The sequence below is a fragment of the Streptomyces sp. NPDC024017 genome, from assembly GCF_040638895.1.
Taxonomy (GTDB): Bacteria; Actinomycetota; Actinomycetes; order Streptomycetales; family Streptomycetaceae; genus Streptomyces.
In genome coordinates, this window is the sequence record NZ_JBEZYZ010000008.1 from 35,004 (window position 1) to 54,059 (window position 19,056).

21 protein-coding genes are annotated in these 19,056 nt (G+C 70.9%); 10 read left to right on the forward strand and 11 right to left on the reverse strand.

What is annotated here, in order from left to right; genetic code table 11:
• Nucleotides 1-6: 6 nt before the first annotated feature.
• From AB0G20_RS22260 to AB0G20_RS22285, 6 genes are all read right to left on the reverse strand, one after another.
• Entirely contained in the window at nt 7-168 is a 162-nt protein-coding gene (locus AB0G20_RS22260; protein WP_324605734.1) for a putative leader peptide, read from the reverse strand.
• Between the two features lie 18 nt (nt 169-186).
• Entirely contained in the window at nt 187-1,794 is a 1,608-nt protein-coding gene (locus AB0G20_RS22265) for an FAD-dependent monooxygenase (RefSeq protein WP_361305121.1), read from the reverse strand.
• A gap of 279 nt (nt 1,795-2,073) precedes the next feature.
• Nucleotides 2,074-2,982: an amino acid ABC transporter permease gene (locus AB0G20_RS22270; protein ID WP_361305123.1), complete on the reverse strand. Its 909-nt coding sequence runs from the start codon at nt 2,980-2,982 to the stop codon at nt 2,074-2,076.
• Nucleotides 2,979-3,656: an amino acid ABC transporter permease gene (locus AB0G20_RS22275; protein ID WP_361305125.1), complete on the reverse strand. Its 678-nt coding sequence runs from the start codon at nt 3,654-3,656 to the stop codon at nt 2,979-2,981. The genes AB0G20_RS22270 and AB0G20_RS22275 overlap by 4 nt, the downstream gene beginning before the upstream one ends.
• 132 nt (nt 3,657-3,788) lie before the next feature.
• Entirely contained in the window at nt 3,789-4,634 is an 846-nt protein-coding gene (locus AB0G20_RS22280) for a glutamate ABC transporter substrate-binding protein (RefSeq protein WP_361305127.1), read from the reverse strand.
• Between the two features lie 77 nt (nt 4,635-4,711).
• Complete coding sequence (locus tag AB0G20_RS22285) at nt 4,712-5,488, reverse strand: amino acid ABC transporter ATP-binding protein (RefSeq protein WP_361305129.1); 777 nt, start codon at nt 5,486-5,488, stop codon at nt 4,712-4,714.
• Between the two features lie 290 nt (nt 5,489-5,778).
• Here AB0G20_RS22285 and AB0G20_RS22290 point away from each other — a divergent pair, with 290 nt between their 5' ends.
• On the forward strand, nt 5,779-6,465 hold the full coding sequence (locus AB0G20_RS22290; protein ID WP_361305131.1) for a response regulator transcription factor: 687 nt from the start codon (nt 5,779-5,781) through the stop codon (nt 6,463-6,465).
• A gap of 9 nt (nt 6,466-6,474) precedes the next feature.
• On the forward strand, nt 6,475-7,881 hold the full coding sequence (locus AB0G20_RS22295) for a HAMP domain-containing sensor histidine kinase (RefSeq protein ID WP_361305133.1): 1,407 nt from the start codon (nt 6,475-6,477) through the stop codon (nt 7,879-7,881).
• 28 nt (nt 7,882-7,909) lie between these two features.
• Here AB0G20_RS22295 and AB0G20_RS22300 read toward each other — a convergent pair whose 3' ends face one another.
• Nucleotides 7,910-8,911: a TAXI family TRAP transporter solute-binding subunit gene (locus AB0G20_RS22300; protein ID WP_361305135.1), complete on the reverse strand. Its 1,002-nt coding sequence runs from the start codon at nt 8,909-8,911 to the stop codon at nt 7,910-7,912.
• A 97-nt stretch (nt 8,912-9,008) separates the two neighbouring features.
• Here AB0G20_RS22300 and AB0G20_RS22305 point away from each other — a divergent pair, with 97 nt between their 5' ends.
• A complete protein-coding gene (locus AB0G20_RS22305; RefSeq protein WP_361305137.1) occupies nt 9,009-9,416 on the forward strand; it encodes a MazG nucleotide pyrophosphohydrolase domain-containing protein in 408 nt (135 codons plus the stop codon).
• A gap of 65 nt (nt 9,417-9,481) precedes the next feature.
• Here AB0G20_RS22305 and AB0G20_RS22310 read toward each other — a convergent pair whose 3' ends face one another.
• Both AB0G20_RS22310 and AB0G20_RS22315 read right to left on the reverse strand, forming a co-directional pair.
• Nucleotides 9,482-10,699, reverse strand: coding sequence for a cation:proton antiporter (locus AB0G20_RS22310; RefSeq protein WP_361305139.1), 1,218 nt, complete (start codon nt 10,697-10,699; stop codon nt 9,482-9,484).
• A gap of 4 nt (nt 10,700-10,703) precedes the next feature.
• Nucleotides 10,704-11,189, reverse strand: a complete 486-nt coding sequence (locus AB0G20_RS22315) for a TrkA C-terminal domain-containing protein (RefSeq protein WP_361305141.1) — start codon at nt 11,187-11,189, stop codon at nt 10,704-10,706.
• A 110-nt stretch (nt 11,190-11,299) separates the two neighbouring features.
• Between AB0G20_RS22315 and AB0G20_RS22320 the strand changes: the two genes are divergently transcribed.
• The 4 genes from AB0G20_RS22320 to AB0G20_RS22335 all read left to right on the forward strand — a co-directional run bounded on the left by AB0G20_RS22320 (nt 11,300) and on the right by AB0G20_RS22335 (nt 15,367).
• On the forward strand, nt 11,300-12,361 hold the full coding sequence (locus AB0G20_RS22320) for a sensor histidine kinase (protein ID WP_361305143.1): 1,062 nt from the start codon (nt 11,300-11,302) through the stop codon (nt 12,359-12,361).
• Nucleotides 12,361-13,014, forward strand: a complete 654-nt coding sequence (locus AB0G20_RS22325; protein ID WP_361305145.1) for a response regulator transcription factor — start codon at nt 12,361-12,363, stop codon at nt 13,012-13,014. The genes AB0G20_RS22320 and AB0G20_RS22325 overlap by 1 nt, the downstream gene beginning before the upstream one ends.
• Before the next feature lie 63 nt (nt 13,015-13,077).
• The gene (miaB, locus tag AB0G20_RS22330) at nt 13,078-14,595 is read left to right on the forward strand and encodes a tRNA (N6-isopentenyl adenosine(37)-C2)-methylthiotransferase MiaB (protein ID WP_361305147.1); all 1,518 of its coding nucleotides are present in this window, start codon (nt 13,078-13,080) and stop codon (nt 14,593-14,595) included.
• Between the two features lie 58 nt (nt 14,596-14,653).
• Nucleotides 14,654-15,367 carry a class III extradiol dioxygenase subunit B-like domain-containing protein gene (locus tag AB0G20_RS22335; protein WP_361305149.1) on the forward strand — a complete coding sequence of 238 codons (714 nt, stop codon included), beginning with the start codon at nt 14,654-14,656 and terminating at the stop codon, nt 15,365-15,367.
• A 118-nt stretch (nt 15,368-15,485) separates the two neighbouring features.
• Here the strand turns inward: AB0G20_RS22335 and AB0G20_RS22340 are convergent, their stop codons facing one another.
• Nucleotides 15,486-15,827: an antitoxin gene (locus AB0G20_RS22340; protein ID WP_361305151.1), complete on the reverse strand. Its 342-nt coding sequence runs from the start codon at nt 15,825-15,827 to the stop codon at nt 15,486-15,488.
• Nucleotides 15,828-15,853: 26 nt separating this feature from the next.
• A complete protein-coding gene (locus AB0G20_RS22345; protein ID WP_361305153.1) occupies nt 15,854-16,132 on the reverse strand; it encodes a hypothetical protein in 279 nt (92 codons plus the stop codon).
• Between the two features lie 181 nt (nt 16,133-16,313).
• On the opposite strand from AB0G20_RS22345, the gene miaA reads away from it, so the two are divergent.
• From miaA to dapF, 3 genes are all read left to right on the forward strand, one after another.
• The gene (miaA, locus tag AB0G20_RS22350; protein ID WP_361305155.1) at nt 16,314-17,252 is read left to right on the forward strand and encodes a tRNA (adenosine(37)-N6)-dimethylallyltransferase MiaA; all 939 of its coding nucleotides are present in this window, start codon (nt 16,314-16,316) and stop codon (nt 17,250-17,252) included.
• A gap of 108 nt (nt 17,253-17,360) precedes the next feature.
• Complete coding sequence (locus AB0G20_RS22355; RefSeq protein WP_361305824.1) at nt 17,361-17,873, forward strand: hypothetical protein; 513 nt, start codon at nt 17,361-17,363, stop codon at nt 17,871-17,873.
• 51 nt (nt 17,874-17,924) lie between these two features.
• Nucleotides 17,925-18,797 carry a diaminopimelate epimerase gene (gene dapF, locus AB0G20_RS22360; protein ID WP_361305157.1) on the forward strand — a complete coding sequence of 291 codons (873 nt, stop codon included), beginning with the start codon at nt 17,925-17,927 and terminating at the stop codon, nt 18,795-18,797.
• Nucleotides 18,798-19,056: the final 259 nt, after the last annotated feature.

The window sequence follows — 19,056 nt, forward strand, 5'->3', positions numbered from 1 at the left end:
GCGAAGTCAGCAGGACGGGCGACACACGCAGCCCGCATAGCGGAGGAGGTCCATATGGACCCTCCGCCACAGGCGCACACAGGTGTCGGTCACGCACCGGAGTACACCATGACCGCCCGGACGGGTCAACTCACTGTCACCATGCGGACGCACCGTGACAGTGAGCACATCACTTCCGGGCCGACGTCAGCGTGAGCCGGCCGAGGCACCGGCCTCTGCCTGCGCTTTCACCGGTCCGCCCACGGTGGCCTCCGCCGCCGCGTACAGGTCCGCCGGGCGCACTCCGCCCAGGGCGGTGACGAGGTGCCCGTCGGGGCGCACCAGAAGCACCGTGTGTGCGGCCGCGCCCGGATAGCTCTCGGCGACGAGCAGCTCGGCGGGGTGCGGCAGTGCCGTGACCGCCGCCGCGAGCTGCGGCATGATGCCCGCCCCGACCCAGTGCTTGCGCTCCCAGACGCCCGTGCCCGGCGCGATCAGCACCACGAGCAGCGCGCCGCGGCCGAGCCGGTCCCGCAGCCGTACGAAGGTGCCGTCCTCCGCGGTGACCCGTACGTCGGTGACCGGTGCGCCGAGCGGCGTGTCGACCGGGACCTGCCCTTCGAGGTGTTGGGGCGCGAGGGGCGAGTCGGCGTACGCCCCCGGCGCGCCGAGCTGACCGTGCCCCAGGTGGCCCTCGGTGAGAAGGGCGTCGTGGCCCCGGGACGAGCCGGGGACGACGGCACGCAGCCCTCCACCGCCGCGCAGCAGCGGCAGTGCCTGGTCGGCGGCGCGGAGCCGGGCGGCGACGACCGCCCGCCGTTCCGTCTGGTAGCTGTCGAGGAGCGCCTCGTGCGGCCCGTGGTGCCAAGCCAGGGCCAGCTTCCAGGCGAGGTTGTCGGCATCCCGCAGGCCCTCGTCGAGCCCGTGCGTGCCCAGCGCGCCGAGCAGGTGGGCCGCGTCCCCGGCGAGGAAGACGCGGTCGGCGCGCCAGCGGCGGGCCAGCCGGTGGTGGACGGTGTGGACACCGGTGTCCAGCAGCTCGTACGGCGGGGTCGTGCCGCCCGCCCAGCCCGCCAGGGTCTCCCGGATGCGGGTGAGCAGCAGCTCGGGTGTGACCAGGTCCTTGCCGGGCGGCAGGAGCCAGTCCAGGCGCCAGACACCGTCCGGCAGGGGGCGCGCGGTGACCTCGCCGGCCGAGGGTCCGGACATGCGCCAGGGCGGCAGACGGTGCAGCAAGGCCTCGTCGTGCCAGGGCAGTTCCGTACGGAGCGCGGCGACGGCGTGACGTTCCACCGCCGTACGGCCAGGGAAGCGGATGTCCTGGAGCTTGCGTACGGTCGAGCGGGGGCCGTCGCAGCCGACCAGGTAGCTGCCGCGCCACCACGTGCCCTTGGGGCCGCGCGTGTGGGCCGTGACGCCAGAGGACTCCTGCTCAATCCCGTCGAGGCGGCTCTCCACGGCGACCTTGACGAGCCGTTCGTCCGCGAGGGCGGCGCGCAGGGCGCCGGTCAGCACGTGCTGGGCGATGTGCAGGGGAGCGGGCTCGGTGCCGTCGAAGACGATCTCGCGCATCACCTGCTTGCGCCGCATCGACCGCCATCCGGCCCAGTGCGCACCGGCTCGGGCGAGGGGCATGCCGGTCAGCCGTTCCACGAGGGCGGCGGTGTCCTCGCGCAGGACGACGGTGCGCGACGCGCGGGGTTCGTCCTTGCCCGGGCCCTCGTCGAGGACGACGCACGGCACCTCCTGACGCGCCAGCGCCAGGGCGAGCGTGAGCCCGACGGGCCCCGCTCCGACGATGATCACCGGGTCCACGGCGCGGCGCCCCCTGCCCGCGGTGGTGTCCTGAGAGACGTAGGTGAACAGGAAGTTGGAGCAGGGTGCACGATCACAGAACGTATGCAACCCATTGCCGGTGCTTGCGTCAAGTGACCAGGGGCTGGTGGCGATCATGCACCGCAACAAGGGTAGCGGGGTGACGCGCTCGTCACTTGAGGGGGTGTCAGGGGTGGGGGTCACCGACCGGCTTCTGGCTCGGCACAACTGTGGCCCGCCGGATACCCGGCGGGCCACAGGAGGGAGGTTGTCGGGCTGTCAGATGGAGCCACCGGCACCGGTGCCGTAGGTCCCGCCCACCTCGGCCGCGTTCACGTCGTCGACCTTGTCTGCACCGAGAACAGCACCCGTGCTCCGCTTGCTGCGGCGCAGCCTGCCCTCCAGCCAGGAGGCGAAGGAGGTGAGGATGAAGTTCAGCACGATGAAGATGACCGCCACCACGATGAAGCTGGGGATGACGTTCGCGTAGTTGGCCGCGAGGGTGCTGCGCGTGTTGAGCAACTCGGTGAACCCGAGCATCACGCCGCCCAGCGCGGTGTCCTTCACGATGACGACCAACTGGCTGACGATGGCGGGCAGCATCGCGGTGACGGCCTGCGGGAGCAGGATGCTCGACATCGTCTGGCTCTTGCGCAGACCGATCGCCATAGCGGCTTCCGACTGTCCCTTGGGCAGGGACAGGATGCCGGCGCGCACGATCTCGGCGAGGACCGAGGCGTTGTAGAGCACCAGGCCGGTTACCACTGCGTAGAGGGGCCGCTCATCGCTCGGGATGCCCGTGGAGCGGACGTAGAACTCGTTCGCGAACAGCATCAGCAGCAGCACCGGGATCGCCCGGAAGAACTCGACCACCGCGCCGGCCGGGATACGCACCCAGCGGTGGTCGGACATGCGTGAGATGCCAAGGACGGCGCCCAGCGGGAGGGCGATGACCATGGAGAGGGCCGCGGCTTTCAGGGTGTCAGCCAGGCCGGGCAGCAGGTACGTCGTCCACGCTTCGGATGTGGTGAACGGCTTCCACAGAGCCCACTCCAGCTGGCCCTTCTCGTCCATGGTCTGCCAGATCCACCACAGAAGCAGGGCCAGCAGGACGAAGAAGACCACCGAGAAGAGCACGTTGCGCCGCTTGGCCCTCGGGCCCGGGGCGTCGTAAAGAACGGACGTCATCGCTTCACCGCCAGTCGCTTGCTCAGCCAGCCGAGGAACAGGCCGGTGGGCAGAGTCAGTACCACGAACCCGAAGGCGAAGATCGCGCCGATGAGCAGCGTCTGTGCCTCGTTCTCGATCATTTCCTTCATCAGGAGGGCGGCCTCAGCCACGCCGATCGCGGCCGCCACGGTGGTGTTCTTGGTCAACGCGATCAGCACGTTGGCCAACGGCCCGATAACCGAGCGGAATGCCTGCGGCAACACGATGAGCCGCAGGATCTGGCTGAAGCTCAGCCCGATGGCACGGGCCGCCTCCGCCTGGCCGACAGGCACTGTGTTGATGCCGGAGCGGATCGCCTCGCAGACGAAGGCGGCGGTGTAGGCGACCAGGCCGAGGACCGCCAAGCGGAACGCCTTGGTCTCGAAGTCGTCGGGTGCGCCCATCGTCACGCCGAAGATGTTGGCGAGGCCGAGTGAGGTGAAGACGATGATGACGGTGAGGGGGATGTTCCGGACGATGTTCACATAGGCGGTGCCGAACCCGCGCATCAGCGGAACAGGGCTGACCCGCATGGCCGCCAGCAGGGTGCCCCAGATCAGGGATCCGATGGCCGAGAGGACGGTGAGCTGCACCGTGACCCAGAAGGCACCCAACAGGGTCGGGTCGTCATAGTCAGATAGAAAGTCGAACACGATCTCCCGCGCTTCCGGGTGTGTGGCTTGGGCAGCGGACGTGCCGCGCCGCCGCCGGAGGAGCTAGGGGCGGCGGCGCGCCTGCGGATCCCCGCTGTGATCGCGGGGATCCTGCGTCGGCGGAGTCCCGCGTTACTGGACGATCTGGCCGATCTTCGGGGCAGGCTCGTTCTTGTAGTTCGCCGGCCCGAAGTTGTCCTTGACGGCCTTCTCCCAGGCGCCGTCGCTGACCATCTTCTTCAGAGCATCGTTGATCTTGTTCACGGTCGCGGTGTCGCCCTTCTTCACACCGATGCCGTAGTTCTCGTTGCTCAGCTTGAGGCCGGTGAGCTTGAACTGCCCCTTGTACTGCTCCTGCGCCGCGAAGCCGGCGAGGATCGCGTCGTCCGTCGTCAGGGCGTCGAGCTGGTCGCTCTGCAGACCCGCGATGCACTCCGAGTAGCCACCGAGCTGCTGGAGCTGGGCCTTCGGCGCGATCTCGTCCTTGACGTTCTGAGCCGAGGTGGAGCCGGTCACCGAGCAAAGCTTCTTGCCGTTGAGGTCGGTGCCCTCCTTGATGTCCGAGTCCGCCTTCACCAGCAGGTCCTGGTGGGCCAGCAGGTACGGACCGGCGAAGTCGACCTTCTGCTTGCGCTCGTCAGTGATCGAGTACGTGGCCGCGATCATCTTCACGTCGCCGCGGGACAGCGCGTTCTCACGGTCGGCGCTCTTGGTCTCGACCCACTCGATCTGGTCGGGCTCGTAGCCCAGTTCCTTGGCCACGTACGTCGCCACGTCCACGTCGAAGCCGGAGAAGGAACCGTCGGGCTCCTTCAGGCCCAGACCGGGCTGGTCGTACTTGATGCCGATCTTGATCTTGTCGCCGCCGCCGGAGCCGGAGCCGTTGGAGTCACCGCCGTCGTCGCCACCACAGGCTGTGGCGGTCAGGGCGAGGACAAGAGCGGTGGCGGCCGCAGCGGAGACCTTGCGGAGCTTCATGGTGAACATCCTTTGCCGTGAAGAGAGAAAACCGTCGTTGCGGGTGACGCGGATCGGGGCGAATGCGACCCGCGCCGTCAGTGGTGCAGGATCTTCGACAGGAAGTCCTTGGCACGGTCGCTGCGCGGGTTGCTGAAGAACTGGTCGGGCGCAGCCTCCTCGACGATTCGGCCGTCCGCCATGAACACCACGCGGTTTGCAGCCGATCGTGCGAAACCCATCTCATGGGTGACAACGATCATCGTCATACCGTCGCGGGCGAGCTGCTGCATGACCTCCAGCACCTCGTTGATCATTTCGGGGTCGAGCGCGGAGGTCGGCTCGTCGAAGAGCATCACCTTCGGCTCCATGGCCAGCGCCCGTGCGATGGCGACGCGCTGCTGCTGGCCGCCGGAGAGCTGCGCCGGGTACTTCTCGGCCTGCGCGGCCACGCCGACCCGGTCGAGCAGGGCGCGGGCCCGCGCCTCGGCCGCCTTCTTGTCCTTCTTGCGGACCTTGATCTGGCCGAGCATCACGTTCTCGAGCACGGTCTTGTGCGCGAAGAGGTTGAAGGACTGGAAGACCATGCCGACATCGGCGCGGAGCTTTGCCAGCTCCTTGCCCTCGGCGGGCAGGGGCTTGCCGTCGATCGTGATCGTGCCGGAGTCGGTCGTCTCCAGGCGGTTGATGGTGCGGCACAGGGTGGACTTGCCGGACCCGGAGGGTCCGATGACCACGACGACTTCACCGCGGGCGATCGTCAGGTCGATGTCCTGGAGTACGTGCAACGCGCCGAAGTGCTTGTTGACGCTCTTCAGGACGACCAGTTCTCCGGTCGCGGCCACATCTTCCTTGGCCACCGATACTTCGGTCATCGCTCTCAGGCTCCGTCCTCCTCGGTTTCGGAGGACAGTAGTAACCCCGTACGACCTGCGTCATTACATCTGAGGGGAATCTGAGCATCACGATCCGATAGCAATCGGACACGTGTCGTAGCACTTGGGAGCGGCGCTCATACCAGCCGGGTAACGGAAGGCGTCCGCAACCGGAACCCTCTTGACGCCGTCCTCATCCATCAGCGTGACTGCACAAGGTGCACGCGCGCGCGTGCACACGTTTTTGTACACATCTAGATCGTACGGCCAGTGAACCGAAGGGGGCCCGGATGAGACTGCTGCTCGTCGAGGACGACAACCACGTCGCCGCCGCCCTGTCGGCGGTTCTGGCGCGGCACGGGTTCGACGTCACGCACGCGCGCAGCGGTGAGGAGGCCCTCCAGGCACTCGTTCCCGAGGGCGACTGCTTCGGCGTCGTCCTCCTCGACCTCGGCCTGCCCGACCAGGACGGATACGAGGTCTGCGGCAAGATCCGCAAGCGCACCGCCACCCCGGTGATCATGGTCACCGCCCGCTCCGACGTGCGCTCCCGCATCCACGGCCTCAACCTGGGCGCCGACGACTACGTGGTGAAGCCCTACGACACCGGGGAGCTGCTCGCCCGTATCCATGCCGTGAGCCGGCGGACCTCCCACGAGGACACCTCCAGCGGCATCGAGACCGAGCTGCGGCTCGGCCCGGTGCACATCGAGCTGCCCAACCGGAGGGTCACTGTGGACGGGGCGGTGATCCAGCTGACCCGCAAGGAGTTCGACCTGCTGGCCCTGCTCGCGCAGCGGCCCGGAGTGGTCTTCCGCCGGGAGCAGATCATCAGCGAGGTGTGGCGGACCAGCTGGGAGGGGACCGGGCGCACCCTGGAGGTACACGTCGCGTCCCTGCGCGCCAAGCTGCGCATGCCGGCTCTCATCGAGACCGTACGCGGAGTCGGTTACCGGCTCGTCGCGCCTGCCGGGTAGCGGGGCCGGGTGCGCACTCGTCTGCTCCCGCTGCTCATCATCCTGATGGCGGCCGTGCTGCTCGCTCTCGGCATCCCGCTGGCCGTGAGTCTCGCCGGCGCGCAGCAGCAGAAGGTCGTCGTCGACCGGATCGACGACACGGCGCGCTTCGCCGCCCTAGCCCAGTTCGTCACCGACTCGCCCGAGGGCACCACCGGCGCGTTCGAGAACGAGCGCCTGGCCACCCTCAGCAGCGAGCTGCGCAGCTACTACGAGGTCTACGGCATCCGCTCCGGTGTCTTCTACCGCACCGGCAGGCCCATGGCCCACGCACCGGCCAAGTGGTCCCTGCCCAAGGAGGGCGAGGTCCGGGACGCCTTCGACGAGGCGAAGCTCAGCCGCCGCAGCCACGACCCGAAGCAGGTGTGGCCCTGGCAGCGACGCAACCTCGTGGTGGCCTCGCCGGTCATCCGGGACGGGGACGTCGTCGCGGTCGTCGTCACCGACTCGCCCACCGGGCAGATGCGCTCGCGCACGCTGCACGGCTGGCTGGTCATCGGCGCCGGCGAGTTCGCCGCGATGCTGCTGGCCGTCGGTGCCGCCCTGCGGCTGACCGGCTGGGTGCTCAAGCCCGTACGGGTCCTGGACGCCACCACCCACGACATCGCCACCGGGCGGCTCAAGTCCCGGGTCGCGGCCGCCGGCGGGCCGCCGGAACTCAGGCGCCTGGCCCGGTCGTTCAACGAGATGGCCGACAACGTCGAGGACGTGCTGGAGCAGCAGCGCGCCTTCGTCGCCGACGCCTCGCACCAGCTGCGCAACCCCCTCGCGGCGCTGCTGCTGCGCATCGAGCTGCTCTCCTTCGAACTGCCCGAGGGCAACAAGGAGATCGCCTCGGTCCAGGCCGAGGGCAAGCGACTCGCGCAGGTCCTGGACGACTTGCTCGACCTGGCGCTGGCCGAGCACACCGAGGCGGATCTGAAGATCACCGACATCGGTGAGCTCGCCGCGGAACGCCTGGCGGCCTGGGCCCCGACCGCCGAGGCCAAGGGCGTACGCCTGGTGGGGGACTGCCCACCCACCACCGCCTGGGCCGACCCGGTCGCCCTGTCCAGCGCGCTGGACGCGGTCATCGACAACGCGGTGAAGTTCACGCCCGGGGGCCAGACCGTCGGGGTGACCGTCGCCTCCCACGGCGTCACCTCCACCGTCGTCGTCACCGACCACGGCCCGGGCCTCACCGACGAGGAGCTGGCCCGCGTCGGCGACCGCTTCTGGCGCAGCGGCCGGCATCAGAACATCAAGGGCTCGGGCCTCGGGCTGTCCATCTCGCGGGCGTTGCTCGCGGCGGGCGGCGGTTCGATCGCGTACGACCGTCACGAGCCGCACGGGTTGAAGGTGACGGTGGCGGTGCCGAGGTCGGCGCCCACGGCTTGACGGAAGGCGACGGCGGAGGGTCCACGCGCTACGGCTTGACCGACTGGTAGTAGCGCTGGGCGCCGACGTGCAGCTGCAGCGGGTCGGTGTAGATCGCCGTGCGGACGTCGACCAGCTGGGCGGAGTGGACGGTCGCCCCGATGAGGTCCCGGCTGTCGAGCACCGTACGGGTGAGCCACTCGGTGAGCCGCGGATCCATGTCGCTGCGTGTGAGCAGCATGTTGGACACCGCCAGGGTCGGTACCGCGTGGCCGCGCTGGATGGTGGGGTAGGCCGACTCCGGCATCTTGGTGGCGCGGTAGTAGCGCGTGGCGCCGCGCTGGTCGTGCAGCTTGGCCACGAGCGTGGCGTCGATCGGCACGAACCGGAAGGCCGATGCGGACTTCTTGGCCGGCCGGCTGAGACCGTCCGTGGGCAGCCCGCCCGACCAGAAGAACGCGTCCAGGCCGTGCCCCAGCCGCTTGGGCCCGGTGTCGATGCCGTCCGAGGACGGCTCGATGTCCTTCTCCGGGTCGATACCGGCCGCCTTGAGCACACCGTTGGCTATCAGCCGTACGCCGGAGTCGGGCAGCCCTATGGCCACGCGCTTGCCCCGCAGGTCGGCGACGGAACGGATGTCCGAATCGGGCGGTACGACGAGCTGGACGTAGTCGTCGTACAGGCGGGCGAGGCCGCGCAGCCGGTCGGCGCCCGGGCCGTTGTCGAGCTTGTACGTGGCGACCGCGTCGGCGGCGGCGATCGCGAAGTCGGCCTTGCCGGTCGCCACGTCGGCGACGTTCTCCTGCGATCCGGCGCTGGTCAGCAGCCGCACCTTCAGGTCGGGCATGTCCTTGTCGATCTCGTTGCGCAGGAGTTCCCCGTACTCGTGGTAGACCCCCGCGCGGGTGCCCGTGCTGAACGTGATGGTCCCGCTCGGCGGCTCCTCGGCCCAGGGGCGCAGCCACCACAGCAGCAGGCCGAGGACCACGAGGGCGGCGGCGCCGCCCTGCAGGGCCCGGCGCCTGCCGATAGGGGGGAGCGTTCTGGACATGCGGGCGATCCTGCCAGCCGGGGTGCTCCCCTGACCAGGGCAGGGGGGCACAGGGTGAGGGCGGGGAGTGTCAGTGGCCGTCACTACAGTCGCCCCCATGAGCTCTTCGCCCGCCGACCTGGTCCGTGAATTCCACCGCGCTTTCGGCCTGGACGCCCGCAGTACGCCGACGGAGGTCTCCCCGGAACTCGCGGCCCACCGCGGCGAACTTCTCGCGGAGGAGGCCGCGGAGGTCGCCGAGGTCTCGGTGCGGGGCCCGCTCGACCGGCTCGCCCACGAGCTGGCCGACGTGGTCTACGTCGCGTACGGCACCGCCCTCGTGCACGGCATCGACCTGGATGCGGTGCTCGCCGAGATCCACCGCTCCAACATGACGAAGATCGGCCCCGACGGCTCGGTCTCCCGCCGCGAGGACGGCAAGGTCCTCAAGGGGGAGCACTACGAGGCGCCGGACGTGCCGGGGGTGCTGCGCAGACAGGGATGGGTGCCGGGCGGCGACGCCTGACCCGGGTCGTCCCGGGGAGCACGCACCGGGTCACCAGGACCCGGGCCGCCCGGCTCACTCCCTCCTCAGTCGGCGACCGGTGCCTCGGCCTCGGCCGCCCGGGGCGCGGGCTCCGGGCGCTGGGGCTCGCGGCGCCGGGCCCACCAGGTCGCCACCGGCTCCGTGTAGCGCGCGGTGAGCGGACCGAGAACGACCAGGATCAGCACGTAGGCCGTGGCCAGGGGGCCGAGGGACGGTTCGACACCCGCCGCGACGGCCAGACCGGCGATGACGATCGAGAACTCGCCGCGGGCCACCAGCGCGCCGCCCGCCCGCCAGCGGCCCTTGACGGAGATCCCGGCCCGGCGGGCTGCCCAGTACCCGGTGGCGATCTTCGTCAGCGCGGTGACGGCGGCCAGTCCGAGGGCGGGCAGCAGGACGGGCGGGATGCTCGACGGGTCGGTGTGCAGCCCGAAGAAGACGAAGAAGACCGCCGCGAACAGGTCACGCAGGGGGCTCAGCAGGGTGTGCGCACCCTCCGCGACCTCCCCCGACAGCGCGATGCCCACCAGGAAGGCCCCGACCGCCGCCGACACCTGGAGCTGCTGCGCGACACCCGCGACCAGGATCGTCAGGCCCAGCACCACCAGCAGCAGCTTCTCCGGGTCGTCGCTGGAGACGAACCGCGAGATGACCCTGCCGTAGCGCAGGGCCAGGAACAGCACGAACCCCGCCGCGCCCAGCGCGATCGCCAGGGTCACACCGCCGGCCATCAGCCCGGCTCCCGCCACCAGCGCCGTGACGATGGGCAGGTAGACCGCCATCGCCAGATCCTCCAGCACCAGCACGCTGAGGATCACCGGCGTCTCCCGGTTGCCGACCCGGCCCAGATCGCCGAGCACCTTCGCGATCACGCCGGACGACGAGATCCAGGTGACACCGGCCAGCACGACGGCGGCCACCGGACCCCAGCCGAGCAGCAGCGCCACGGCCGCCCCGGGCAACGCGTTGAGGGCGCAGTCGACCAGACCGGACGGGTAGTGGGTCTTGAGGTTGGAGACCAGATCGCTCGCCGTGTACTCCAGGCCCAGCATCAACAGCAGCAGGATGACACCGATCTCCGCGCCCGTGGCGACGAACTCCTCGCTCGCGCCCAGCGGCAGGAGCCCGCCCTCACCGAAGGCCAGACCGGCCAGGAGGTACAAGGGGATCGGCGAGAGCCGGAACCGGGCGGCGAACCGGCCGAGCAGGCCGAGGCCGAGAATGATGGAACCGAACTCGATGAGCAGAACCGCGGAGTGCAACGGCTCACTCCCGCCCGAGTATGGTCGCCGCCGCGTCGACGCCCTCACGGGTCCCGACGACGATCAGCGTGTCACCGCCGGCCAGGCGGAAGTCCGGCGCGGGCGACGGGATGGCCTCGGCCCGGCGCAGCACCGCCACCACCGACGCGCCCGTCTCCGTCCGCATCCGCATGTCGCCCAGCACCCGCCCGTTCCAGTGCGAGGTCGCGGCCACCTCGATCCGCTCGGCGACCAGCCCCAGGTCCGTGGTGTACAGCAGGCTCGGGCTGTGGTGGGACGGCTTCAGCGCGTCGATCAGCGAACCGGCCTCCGAGCTGGTCAGCCGCAGGGACTGTGCACACGAGTCGGGGTCGTCGGACCGGTACACGTTCACCGTGCGCGTGCCGTCGCGATGCGCCACCACCGACAGATGGCGGTGTTCCCGGGTCTCCAGGTCGTACTGGACCCCGATCCCCGGTAGCGGCGTCGCCCTCAGGCGCGGAGCTGACACGTTGCTTCCCCTTGTTCATCTCGTTCGTTGCACTTTGTCGGTCTGATGAGCGGTCTCGACCATCGGACGGGTCAAGTCCGCATGCTCCCATCCGGCCGTACGGTGACGACATGGGTGTTGTGACGGATATACGCAGCGGCCGGTCGCCGGAGACGGTGGCGGGGGCGGTGCACCGCGCGAAGGCGGGAAGGAGCGGATCCGGAAGCGTGTCGTTGTTCTGGCGGATCTTCTCGCTCAACGCCGCCGGCCTGGTCGTGGCCACGGCGCTGCTGCTCGGCCCGGTCACCGTGTCCACCCCCGTCCTCGTGGGCGAGGCCATCGTTCTGCTCGGCGGCCTGGTGGTGCTGCTCGCCGGCAACGCGCTCGTCCTGCGATTCGGCCTGGTGCCCCTGCAGCGCCTCGACCGGGCCATGGCCACCGCGGACCTGCTGCGCCCGGGCTCCCGGCCGGTGGTCGCGGGACCGGCGGAGACGGCCGGGCTGATCACGACGTTCAACACGATGCTCGACCGGCTGGAGGCCGAGCGGGCCGCGGGCGCCGCCCGTGCGCTGTCCGCACAGGAGAGCGAACGGCACCGGATCGCGCGGGAGCTCCACGACGAGGTCGGGCAGACCCTGACCGCCGTCCTCCTCCAGCTCAAGCGCGTCGCCGACCGGGCGCCCGAGGACCTTCGCGAGGAGGTGGGCCAGGCGCAGGAGGCGACCCGGGCCGGCCTGGACGAGATCCGCCGCATCGCCCGCCGCCTGCGCCCCGGGGTCCTGGAGGAGCTAGGGCTGGCCAGCGCGCTGCGGTCGCTCACCGGCGAGTTCACGACCCACGGGCTGACCGTGCGCCACCACGTCACCGGCGAGCTCCCCGCCCTGCCCCCGGAAGCGGAACTCGTCGTCTACCGAGTCGCCCAGGAGGGCCTGACCAACACCGCCCGGCACGCCGCGGCCGACCGCGCCGAACTCCGCCTCCAGCCGGTCCCCGGCGGCGTCGAACTCCTCGTACGCGACAACGGCAGGGGCCTCGGCGACGCCCCCGAGGGCGCCGGCCTCACGGGCATGCGCGAACGCGCCCTGCTGATCGGCGCCGCTCTGACCCTGGAACGGGCGCCGGGCGGGGGCACCGACGTACGGCTGCGCGTGCCGGTGACGGTGCGCGTGCCGGTGACCGAAGGACCCGGCTGATGGCCCCACCGATCCGTGTCCTGCTCGCCGACGACCACACCCTCGTGCGCCGGGGCGTGCGCCTCATCCTCGACGGGGAACCGGACCTGACGGTCGTCGCCGAGGCCGGCGACGGGGCCGAGGCCGTCGCGCGCGCCCGCGAGACCGCTGTCGACCTGGCCGTCCTGGACGTGGCCATGCCCAGGATGACCGGCCTCCAGGCCGCCCGGGAACTCTCCCGCCGACTGCCCGACCTGCACATCCTGATCCTGACCATGTACGACAACGAGGAGTACTTCTTCGAGGCACTCAGGGCCGGAGCCGGCGGCTACGTCCTCAAGTCCGTCGCCGACCGCGACCTGGTCGAGGCCTGCCGGGCGGCCGTGCGCGACGAGCCGTTCATCTACCCGGGCGCCGAACGCGCCCTCGTCCGCTCCTACCTGGAGCGGCTGCACCGGGGCGACGGCCTGCCGGAACGGGCCATCACCGAACGCGAGGAGGAGATCCTCAAGCTGGTCGCCGAGGGCCACACCTCGAAGGAGATCGGCGAACTCCTCTTCATCAGCGCCAAGACGGTCGAGCGCCACCGGGCCAACCTCCTCCAGAAACTTGGCATGCGCGACCGCCTGGAGCTGACCCGGTACGCGATCAGGGCCGGACTCATCGAGCCCTGAGCCGGATGCGGGGTTGTCCACAGGCGGACGAGTCACCTTCGCCGACCGCCTACCCTTGTCCCCATGAGCAGCATCGACCGGAGCCAGTCAGTGGGCGGCACGCGCACGTACGAGGTACGCACCTACGGGTGCCAGATGAACGTCCACGACTCCGAGCGATTGTCCGGACTGCTGGAGGACGCGGGCTACGTCCGCGCCCCCGAGGGCTCGAACGGCGAGGCGGACGTCGTCGTCTTCAACACCTGCGCCGTGCGGGAGAACGCCGACAACAAGCTGTACGGCAACCTCGGCCACCTCGCCCCGAAGAAGGCGAGCCGCCCCGGCATGCAGATCGCGGTCGGCGGCTGCCTCGCGCAGAAGGACCGCGACACCATCGTGAAGAGGGCGCCCTGGGTGGACGTCGTCTTCGGCACGCACAACATCGGCAAGCTGCCCGTCCTGCTGGAACGCGCGCGCGTGCAGGACGAGGCACAGGTCGAGATCGCCGAGTCGCTGGAGGCGTTCCCCTCGACGCTGCCCACCCGCCGCGAGAGCGCGTACGCGGCCTGGGTCTCCATCTCCGTCGGCTGCAACAACACCTGCACGTTCTGCATCGTCCCGGCCCTGCGCGGCAAGGAGAAGGACCGCCGCCCCGGCGACATCCTCGCCGAGATCGAGGCCCTGGTCGCCGAGGGCGTCTCCGAGATCACACTGCTCGGTCAGAACGTCAACGCGTACGGCTCCGACATCGGCGACCGCGAGGCCTTCAGCAAGCTGCTGCGCGCCTGCGGCAAGGTCGACGGCCTGGAGCGCGTCCGCTTCACCTCCCCGCACCCGCGGGACTTCACCGACGACGTCATCGCCGCGATGGCCGAGACGCCGAACGTGATGCCGCAGCTGCACATGCCGCTCCAGTCCGGCTCGGACCCGGTCCTGAAGGCGATGCGCCGCTCCTACCGCCAGGAGCGCTTCCTGGGGATCATCGAGAAGGTCCGCGCCGCCATCCCGCACGCCGCGATCAGCACCGACATCATCGTGGGCTTCCCCGGCGAGACCGAGGAGGACTTCGAGCAGACGCTGCACGTGGTGCGCGAGGCCCGCTTCGCCCAGGCCTTCACCTTCCAGTACTCCAAGCGCCCCGGCACCCCGGCCGCCGAGATGGACGGCCAGATCCCCAAGAAGGTCGTCCAGGAGCGCTACGAGCGGCTCGTCGCCCTCCAGGAGGAGATCTCCTGGGAGGAGAACAAGAAGCAGGTCGGCCGCACGCTGGAGCTGATGGTCGCCGAGGGCGAGGGCCGCAAGGACGACACCACCCACCGCCTGTCCGGCCGCGCGCCCGACAGCCGCCTCGTCCACTTCACCAAGCCGGACCAGGAGGTCCGCCCCGGCGACGTGGTGACGGTCGAGATCACCTACGCCGCCCCGCACCACCTCCTCGCCGAGGGCCCCGTGCTCGACGTGCGGCGCACACGCGCGGGCGACGCCTGGGAGAAGCGGAACGCGGCCGAGAAGACCAAGCCCGTCGGCGTCATGCTGGGCCTGCCGAAGATCGGCGCCCCCGAGCCCCTGCAGGCCGTGGCGAGCGGGTGCGGCTGCGACTGAGCCGGGCCGCCGCTGCCCTGTGCGGTGGCGGCGGCTCCTGAGAGTTACCCTGCCGATCATGCTTGTCGCCGCCGCTGTCTGCCCCTGCCCGCCCCTGCTGGTCCCCGAGGTCGCCGCCGGTGCCGCCCCGGAACTGGATGCCGCACGGGCCGCCTGCACGGACGCGCTGGGCGTGCTCGCCGCCGCCAGGCCCGGCCGGCTCGTGGTCGTCGGCCCGGTGGCCAGCGCCGGGCCCGAGACGTACCCGGAGGGAACAGCGGGGTCCTTCCGGGGCTTCGGCGTCGACCTCGACGTACGGTTGGGAGCGGCCGAGGGCGCGGACACGGCACCGCGGCTGCCGTACGCGCTGGCGGTGGCGGCCTGGCTGCTGGAGCGGACCGCATGGTCCGACGCCCCGGTCGAGGGACTCGGGGTGGGGGAGTCGTACCCGCCCGAGCTGTGCGCGCGGACCGGGAGGGACATCGCCGCCCGGGACGAGCGGGTGGCCCTGCTGGTGATGGGTGACGCCAGCGCGTGCCGGACGCTCAAGGCCCCGGGCTACCTTGACGAACGGGCGGCGCCCTTCGACGAGGAGATCGCCCGGGCGCTCGGCACGGCGGACGCGGCCGCCCTCCACACGCTGGACACCGGGCTGGCCCACGAGCTGAAGGTGTCCGGCCGGGCCCCCTGGCAGGTCTTGGCGGGCGCGGCCGAGGGCGCGGACCTCGGGGGCTCCCTGCTGTACGAGGACGCGCCGTACGGCGTGGGATACGTCGTCGCCGCCTGGTCGTAGACCGGGCGGCAAGGCGCGGGAAACGGCGGACGGCCGGGAGCCCGTGCTCCGCGGCCGTCCGCCGATGTGCCTTGCAGCATGCCGGTGTGCGCTCGTGACCAGCTGCGCCGATGCGCGCTCAGGAAGTGGGAGGCGGTGCCTCCGGACCTGGAGTGCCGCCCGCGTCCCGTGAGGGAGCCGCGTCCCGTGAGGGAGCCGTCCGGCCTGTCCCGGGCGGCGTCGTCGTGCCGCGTGTGTGAGGTGTGCGGTCGCCATGGTGCGTGAGTCGGTCCATGGCGCCCTTGGCCCGGCCCGTGCCCGACTGGATCCTGTCGCTGTACTTGCCCTTGGTCCTCTTGTCGACGGCATGCGCGGCCTTGTCGAGGCCGTGGTGGATCTTTCCCTCGTGCCGCTGTGCGAGATCCGAGACCTTGCGCCCGGCCGGGCCCAGCTTGGCTTTCACGTTCTCCAGGAGACCCATGGCTCACCTTCCCTCGCGCGGGGCGGTCACGTACGGGCGCCCTCGCCGGCCTCGTTGTCGGCAGCCTTGTCGGTGGACTGCTGCTTGGGGATGTCGACGCCCTCGGACTCCGTGACCTCGGTGGTGGCCTCGGCAGCCGGCTTCGACGCTTCCTCGGCTCCGTCGGCTCCGTCGGTGTCCTTCGTCTCCGCGGCCTCGGCCGCCTCCGTCTCGGGCCCGGCCTTCGCCGTGTCGGTCTGAGCCTCGGCTGCAGGCGTCTCCGCCGTGGCCTTCGACCGCCGGAGGAGTCGTGCAAAAACGCCCATATCCACTCCAAAGTTACTCGTGCGGGCGAAATCCCGTGTTGCCCGGTGCGTCCGTTTGCGCGGCCCGGGCCACCGCCTCTGCGATCCGGCGGCAGGAACCTCGCAACGGGCAACGACCCCGCGGCCGTCGCGTCACGTAACTCGTTCGAGACCAGGGTTCGAGGTTTGCGAGACTGGGGCGGTGAGCAGTGCACCCCCCGCCCCCCGAGTCATCGCCGTCGTCGGACCAACTGCGGCCGGAAAGTCCGATCTGGGCGTCTTCCTGGCCCAGCGTCTCGGCGGCGAGGTCGTCAACGCCGACTCCATGCAGCTCTACCGAGGGATGGACATCGGCACCGCCAAGCTGACGCCCGAGGAGCGCGACGGCGTCCCCCACCACCTGCTGGACATCTGGGACGTGACCGTCACTGCGTCCGTCGCCGAGTACCAGCGCCTGGCCCGGGAGCGGATCGACGCGCTGCTCGCCGAGGGCCGCTGGCCGATCCTGGTCGGAGGGTCCGGCCTGTATGTGCGCGGGGCCGTCGACAACCTGGAGTTCCCCGGCACCGACCCCGAGGTCCGCGCCCGCCTGGAGGAGGAGCTCGCGCTGCGCGGCTCCGGCGCGCTGCACGCCCGCCTGGCCGCCGCCGACCCCGAGGCGGCTCGCGCGATCCTGCCGAGCAACGGCCGCCGGGTCGTGCGCGCCCTTGAGGTGATCGAGATCACCGGCAAGCCCTTCACGGCCAACCTCCCCGGCCACGACTCGGTGTACGACACCCTCCAGATCGGCGTCGACGTGGCCCGCCCCGAGCTCGACGAGCGCATCGCGCGCCGGGTCGACCGGATGTGGGATGCCGGCCTCGTGGACGAGGTGCATGCGCTGGAGGCGCAGGGGTTGCGTGAAGGGCGTACGGCCTCGCGTGCGCTCGGCTACCAGCAGGTCCTCGCGGCGCTCGCCGGGGAGTGCACCGTCGAGGAAGCGCGGGCCGAGACCGTGCGTGCCACCAAGCGCTTCGCGCGCCGTCAGGATTCATGGTTCAGGCGCGACCCGCGGGTGCACTGGTTGAGTGGGGCAGCGGCCGATCTCACAGAACTTCCGCAGCTCGCGCTGTCCTTGGTCGAACGACCGGTTACAGCCTGATCACGTCATGGCATCGGGTCGCCCAGGCCGTCATCCGGTCCTTCGACGGCGTGCCATCATCGAGCTTCGATCGACCGAGTTGAGTCCTAGTTGGGAGGGCGCGTGGCGATGGAGGCCGGCCCTCGCGACACCGCACGAAGCACTGATCACATCACCGCCGAGCGGGATGCGGCGGCGGGCGGGGACGCGCCGGAGCAGGAGGCGGATCACCTCAGCTCCGACGGGCCCGACGAGACACAGGGTGTGACGGACGACGGCCCCGAGCCCGGCGAGATGTTCGCCGACGAGGTCGAGGTCGAGCTGCGCCCCCAGCGCCGGCTCCGCATCTGGCAGCTGGCACCCATCGTGAGCCTCGCGGCACTCGGCTCCCTGATGTTCGCCTTCCCGCTCGCCTTCGACTTCGGCGACAGCGGGGCCGTCATCGCCATGCTGGGCCTGCTGATCTGCTCGTGCGCGGCCGGCTGGGGCATGATGGCCGCCCGCCGCGTCGGCTACACCTGGCCGGGCCTGCCGGCCCGCGGCTCCGGCCGCAGACCCGACTGGCGGGTCGTCCTCGCGTACGCCCTGGTCGTGGCCCTCGTGGTGGTCCTGGCCGTGTGGCGCGTGGCGCGACTGCGCTGATCGCCGGACGGGCGTTCGGGCGCTGTCGCAGGCAGCCCTTACGATCGAGGCATGAGCACGCGGATCGCCTTCCTCAAGGGTCACGGCACCGAGAACGACTTCGTGATCGTCCCGGACCCCGAGAACGCCATCGACCTGCCCCCGGCCGCCGTCGCCGCCCTGTGCGACCGGCGCGCGGGCATCGGCGGTGACGGGCTGCTGCACGTCGTGCGGTCCGCCGCCCACCCGGAGGCGAAGAGCATGGCGGCCGAGGCGGAGTGGTTCATGGACTACCGCAACGGCGACGGCTCGATCGCCGAGATGTGCGGCAACGGCGTGCGGGTGTTCGCGCGCTACCTCCAGCGCGCCGGTCACGTGACCGAGGGAGACCTCGCGGTCGCCACGCGCGGGGGCGTGAAGACGGTGCACATCGCCAAGGACGGAGACGTGACCGTGGGCATGGGCCGGGCGGTGCTCCCCGAGGGCGACGTCACGGTGAGCGTCGGCGAGCGCAGCTGGCCCGCGCGGAACGTCAACATGGGCAACCCGCACGCGGTCGCCTTCGTGGACGACCTGGCGCACGCCGGTGATCTGCTCTCCCCGCCGCCCTTCAGCCCGGCCGCCGCCTACCCGGACGGGGTGAACGTCGAGTTCGTGGTCGACCGCGGCCCCGGGCACGTCGCGCTGCGTGTGCACGAACGCGGCTCCGGCGAGACCCGCTCGTGCGGTACGGGCGCGTGTGCGGTCGCCGTGGCCGCCGCCCGCCGCGACGGCGCCGACCCGACGGCCACCGGCGCCCCCGCGACCTACACCGTGGACGTCCCCGGCGGCACGCTGGTGATCACCGAGCGGCCCGACGGCGAGATCGAGATGACCGGCCCGGCCGTGATCGTGGCCGAGGGCGAGATCGACGCGGACTGGCTGGAAGCCGCCACGTCCGTGTGAGCCGGGGCCGGTCGTCCTGAAACACCCGCGCACCTTCGGCCACCCGACCCGAAACCACCGTTGGAAACCGGCCACTTGGCGGGAATCGCATCGTGAGGGTCGAGACGTATGGGGGTACAAACCTCACATTCGTCCCTCGAATGGGTGATCAGTTTCACGCTCGGCGAGAGGCGGTCAGTCGGGCGTGGTGGGCTCGGTAGCATCAAGCACCGGCCCGGACGGGGGACCGAAGCCGCCCCCTGAGCCGTGTCCTGGGGCA

Bases quoted from the DNA above. Each gene is read 5' to 3' on its own strand.
- AB0G20_RS22285 (WP_361305129.1), bottom strand. From the start codon at position 5,488: ATGACCGAAGTATCGGTGGCCAAGGAAGATGTGGCCGCGACCGGAGAA.
- AB0G20_RS22305 (WP_361305137.1), top strand. From the start codon at position 9,009: ATGAGCTCTTCGCCCGCCGACCTGGTCCGTGAATTCCACCGCGCTTTC.
- AB0G20_RS22355 (WP_361305824.1), top strand. From the start codon at position 17,361: ATGGAGGCCGGCCCTCGCGACACCGCACGAAGCACTGATCACATCACC.
- AB0G20_RS22320 (WP_361305143.1), top strand. From the start codon at position 11,300: ATGGGTGTTGTGACGGATATACGCAGCGGCCGGTCGCCGGAGACGGTG.
- miaB (WP_361305147.1), top strand. From the start codon at position 13,078: ATGAGCAGCATCGACCGGAGCCAGTCAGTGGGCGGCACGCGCACGTAC.
- AB0G20_RS22340 (WP_361305151.1), bottom strand. From the start codon at position 15,827: ATGGGTCTCCTGGAGAACGTGAAAGCCAAGCTGGGCCCGGCCGGGCGC.
- dapF (WP_361305157.1), top strand. From the start codon at position 17,925: ATGAGCACGCGGATCGCCTTCCTCAAGGGTCACGGCACCGAGAACGAC.
- AB0G20_RS22290 (WP_361305131.1), top strand. From the start codon at position 5,779: ATGAGACTGCTGCTCGTCGAGGACGACAACCACGTCGCCGCCGCCCTG.
- AB0G20_RS22280 (WP_361305127.1), bottom strand. From the start codon at position 4,634: ATGAAGCTCCGCAAGGTCTCCGCTGCGGCCGCCACCGCTCTTGTCCTC.
- AB0G20_RS22325 (WP_361305145.1), top strand. From the start codon at position 12,361: ATGGCCCCACCGATCCGTGTCCTGCTCGCCGACGACCACACCCTCGTG.
- AB0G20_RS22345 (WP_361305153.1), bottom strand. From the start codon at position 16,132: ATGGGCGTTTTTGCACGACTCCTCCGGCGGTCGAAGGCCACGGCGGAG.
- AB0G20_RS22270 (WP_361305123.1), bottom strand. From the start codon at position 2,982: ATGACGTCCGTTCTTTACGACGCCCCGGGCCCGAGGGCCAAGCGGCGC.
- AB0G20_RS22300 (WP_361305135.1), bottom strand. From the start codon at position 8,911: ATGTCCAGAACGCTCCCCCCTATCGGCAGGCGCCGGGCCCTGCAGGGC.
- AB0G20_RS22335 (WP_361305149.1), top strand. From the start codon at position 14,654: ATGCTTGTCGCCGCCGCTGTCTGCCCCTGCCCGCCCCTGCTGGTCCCC.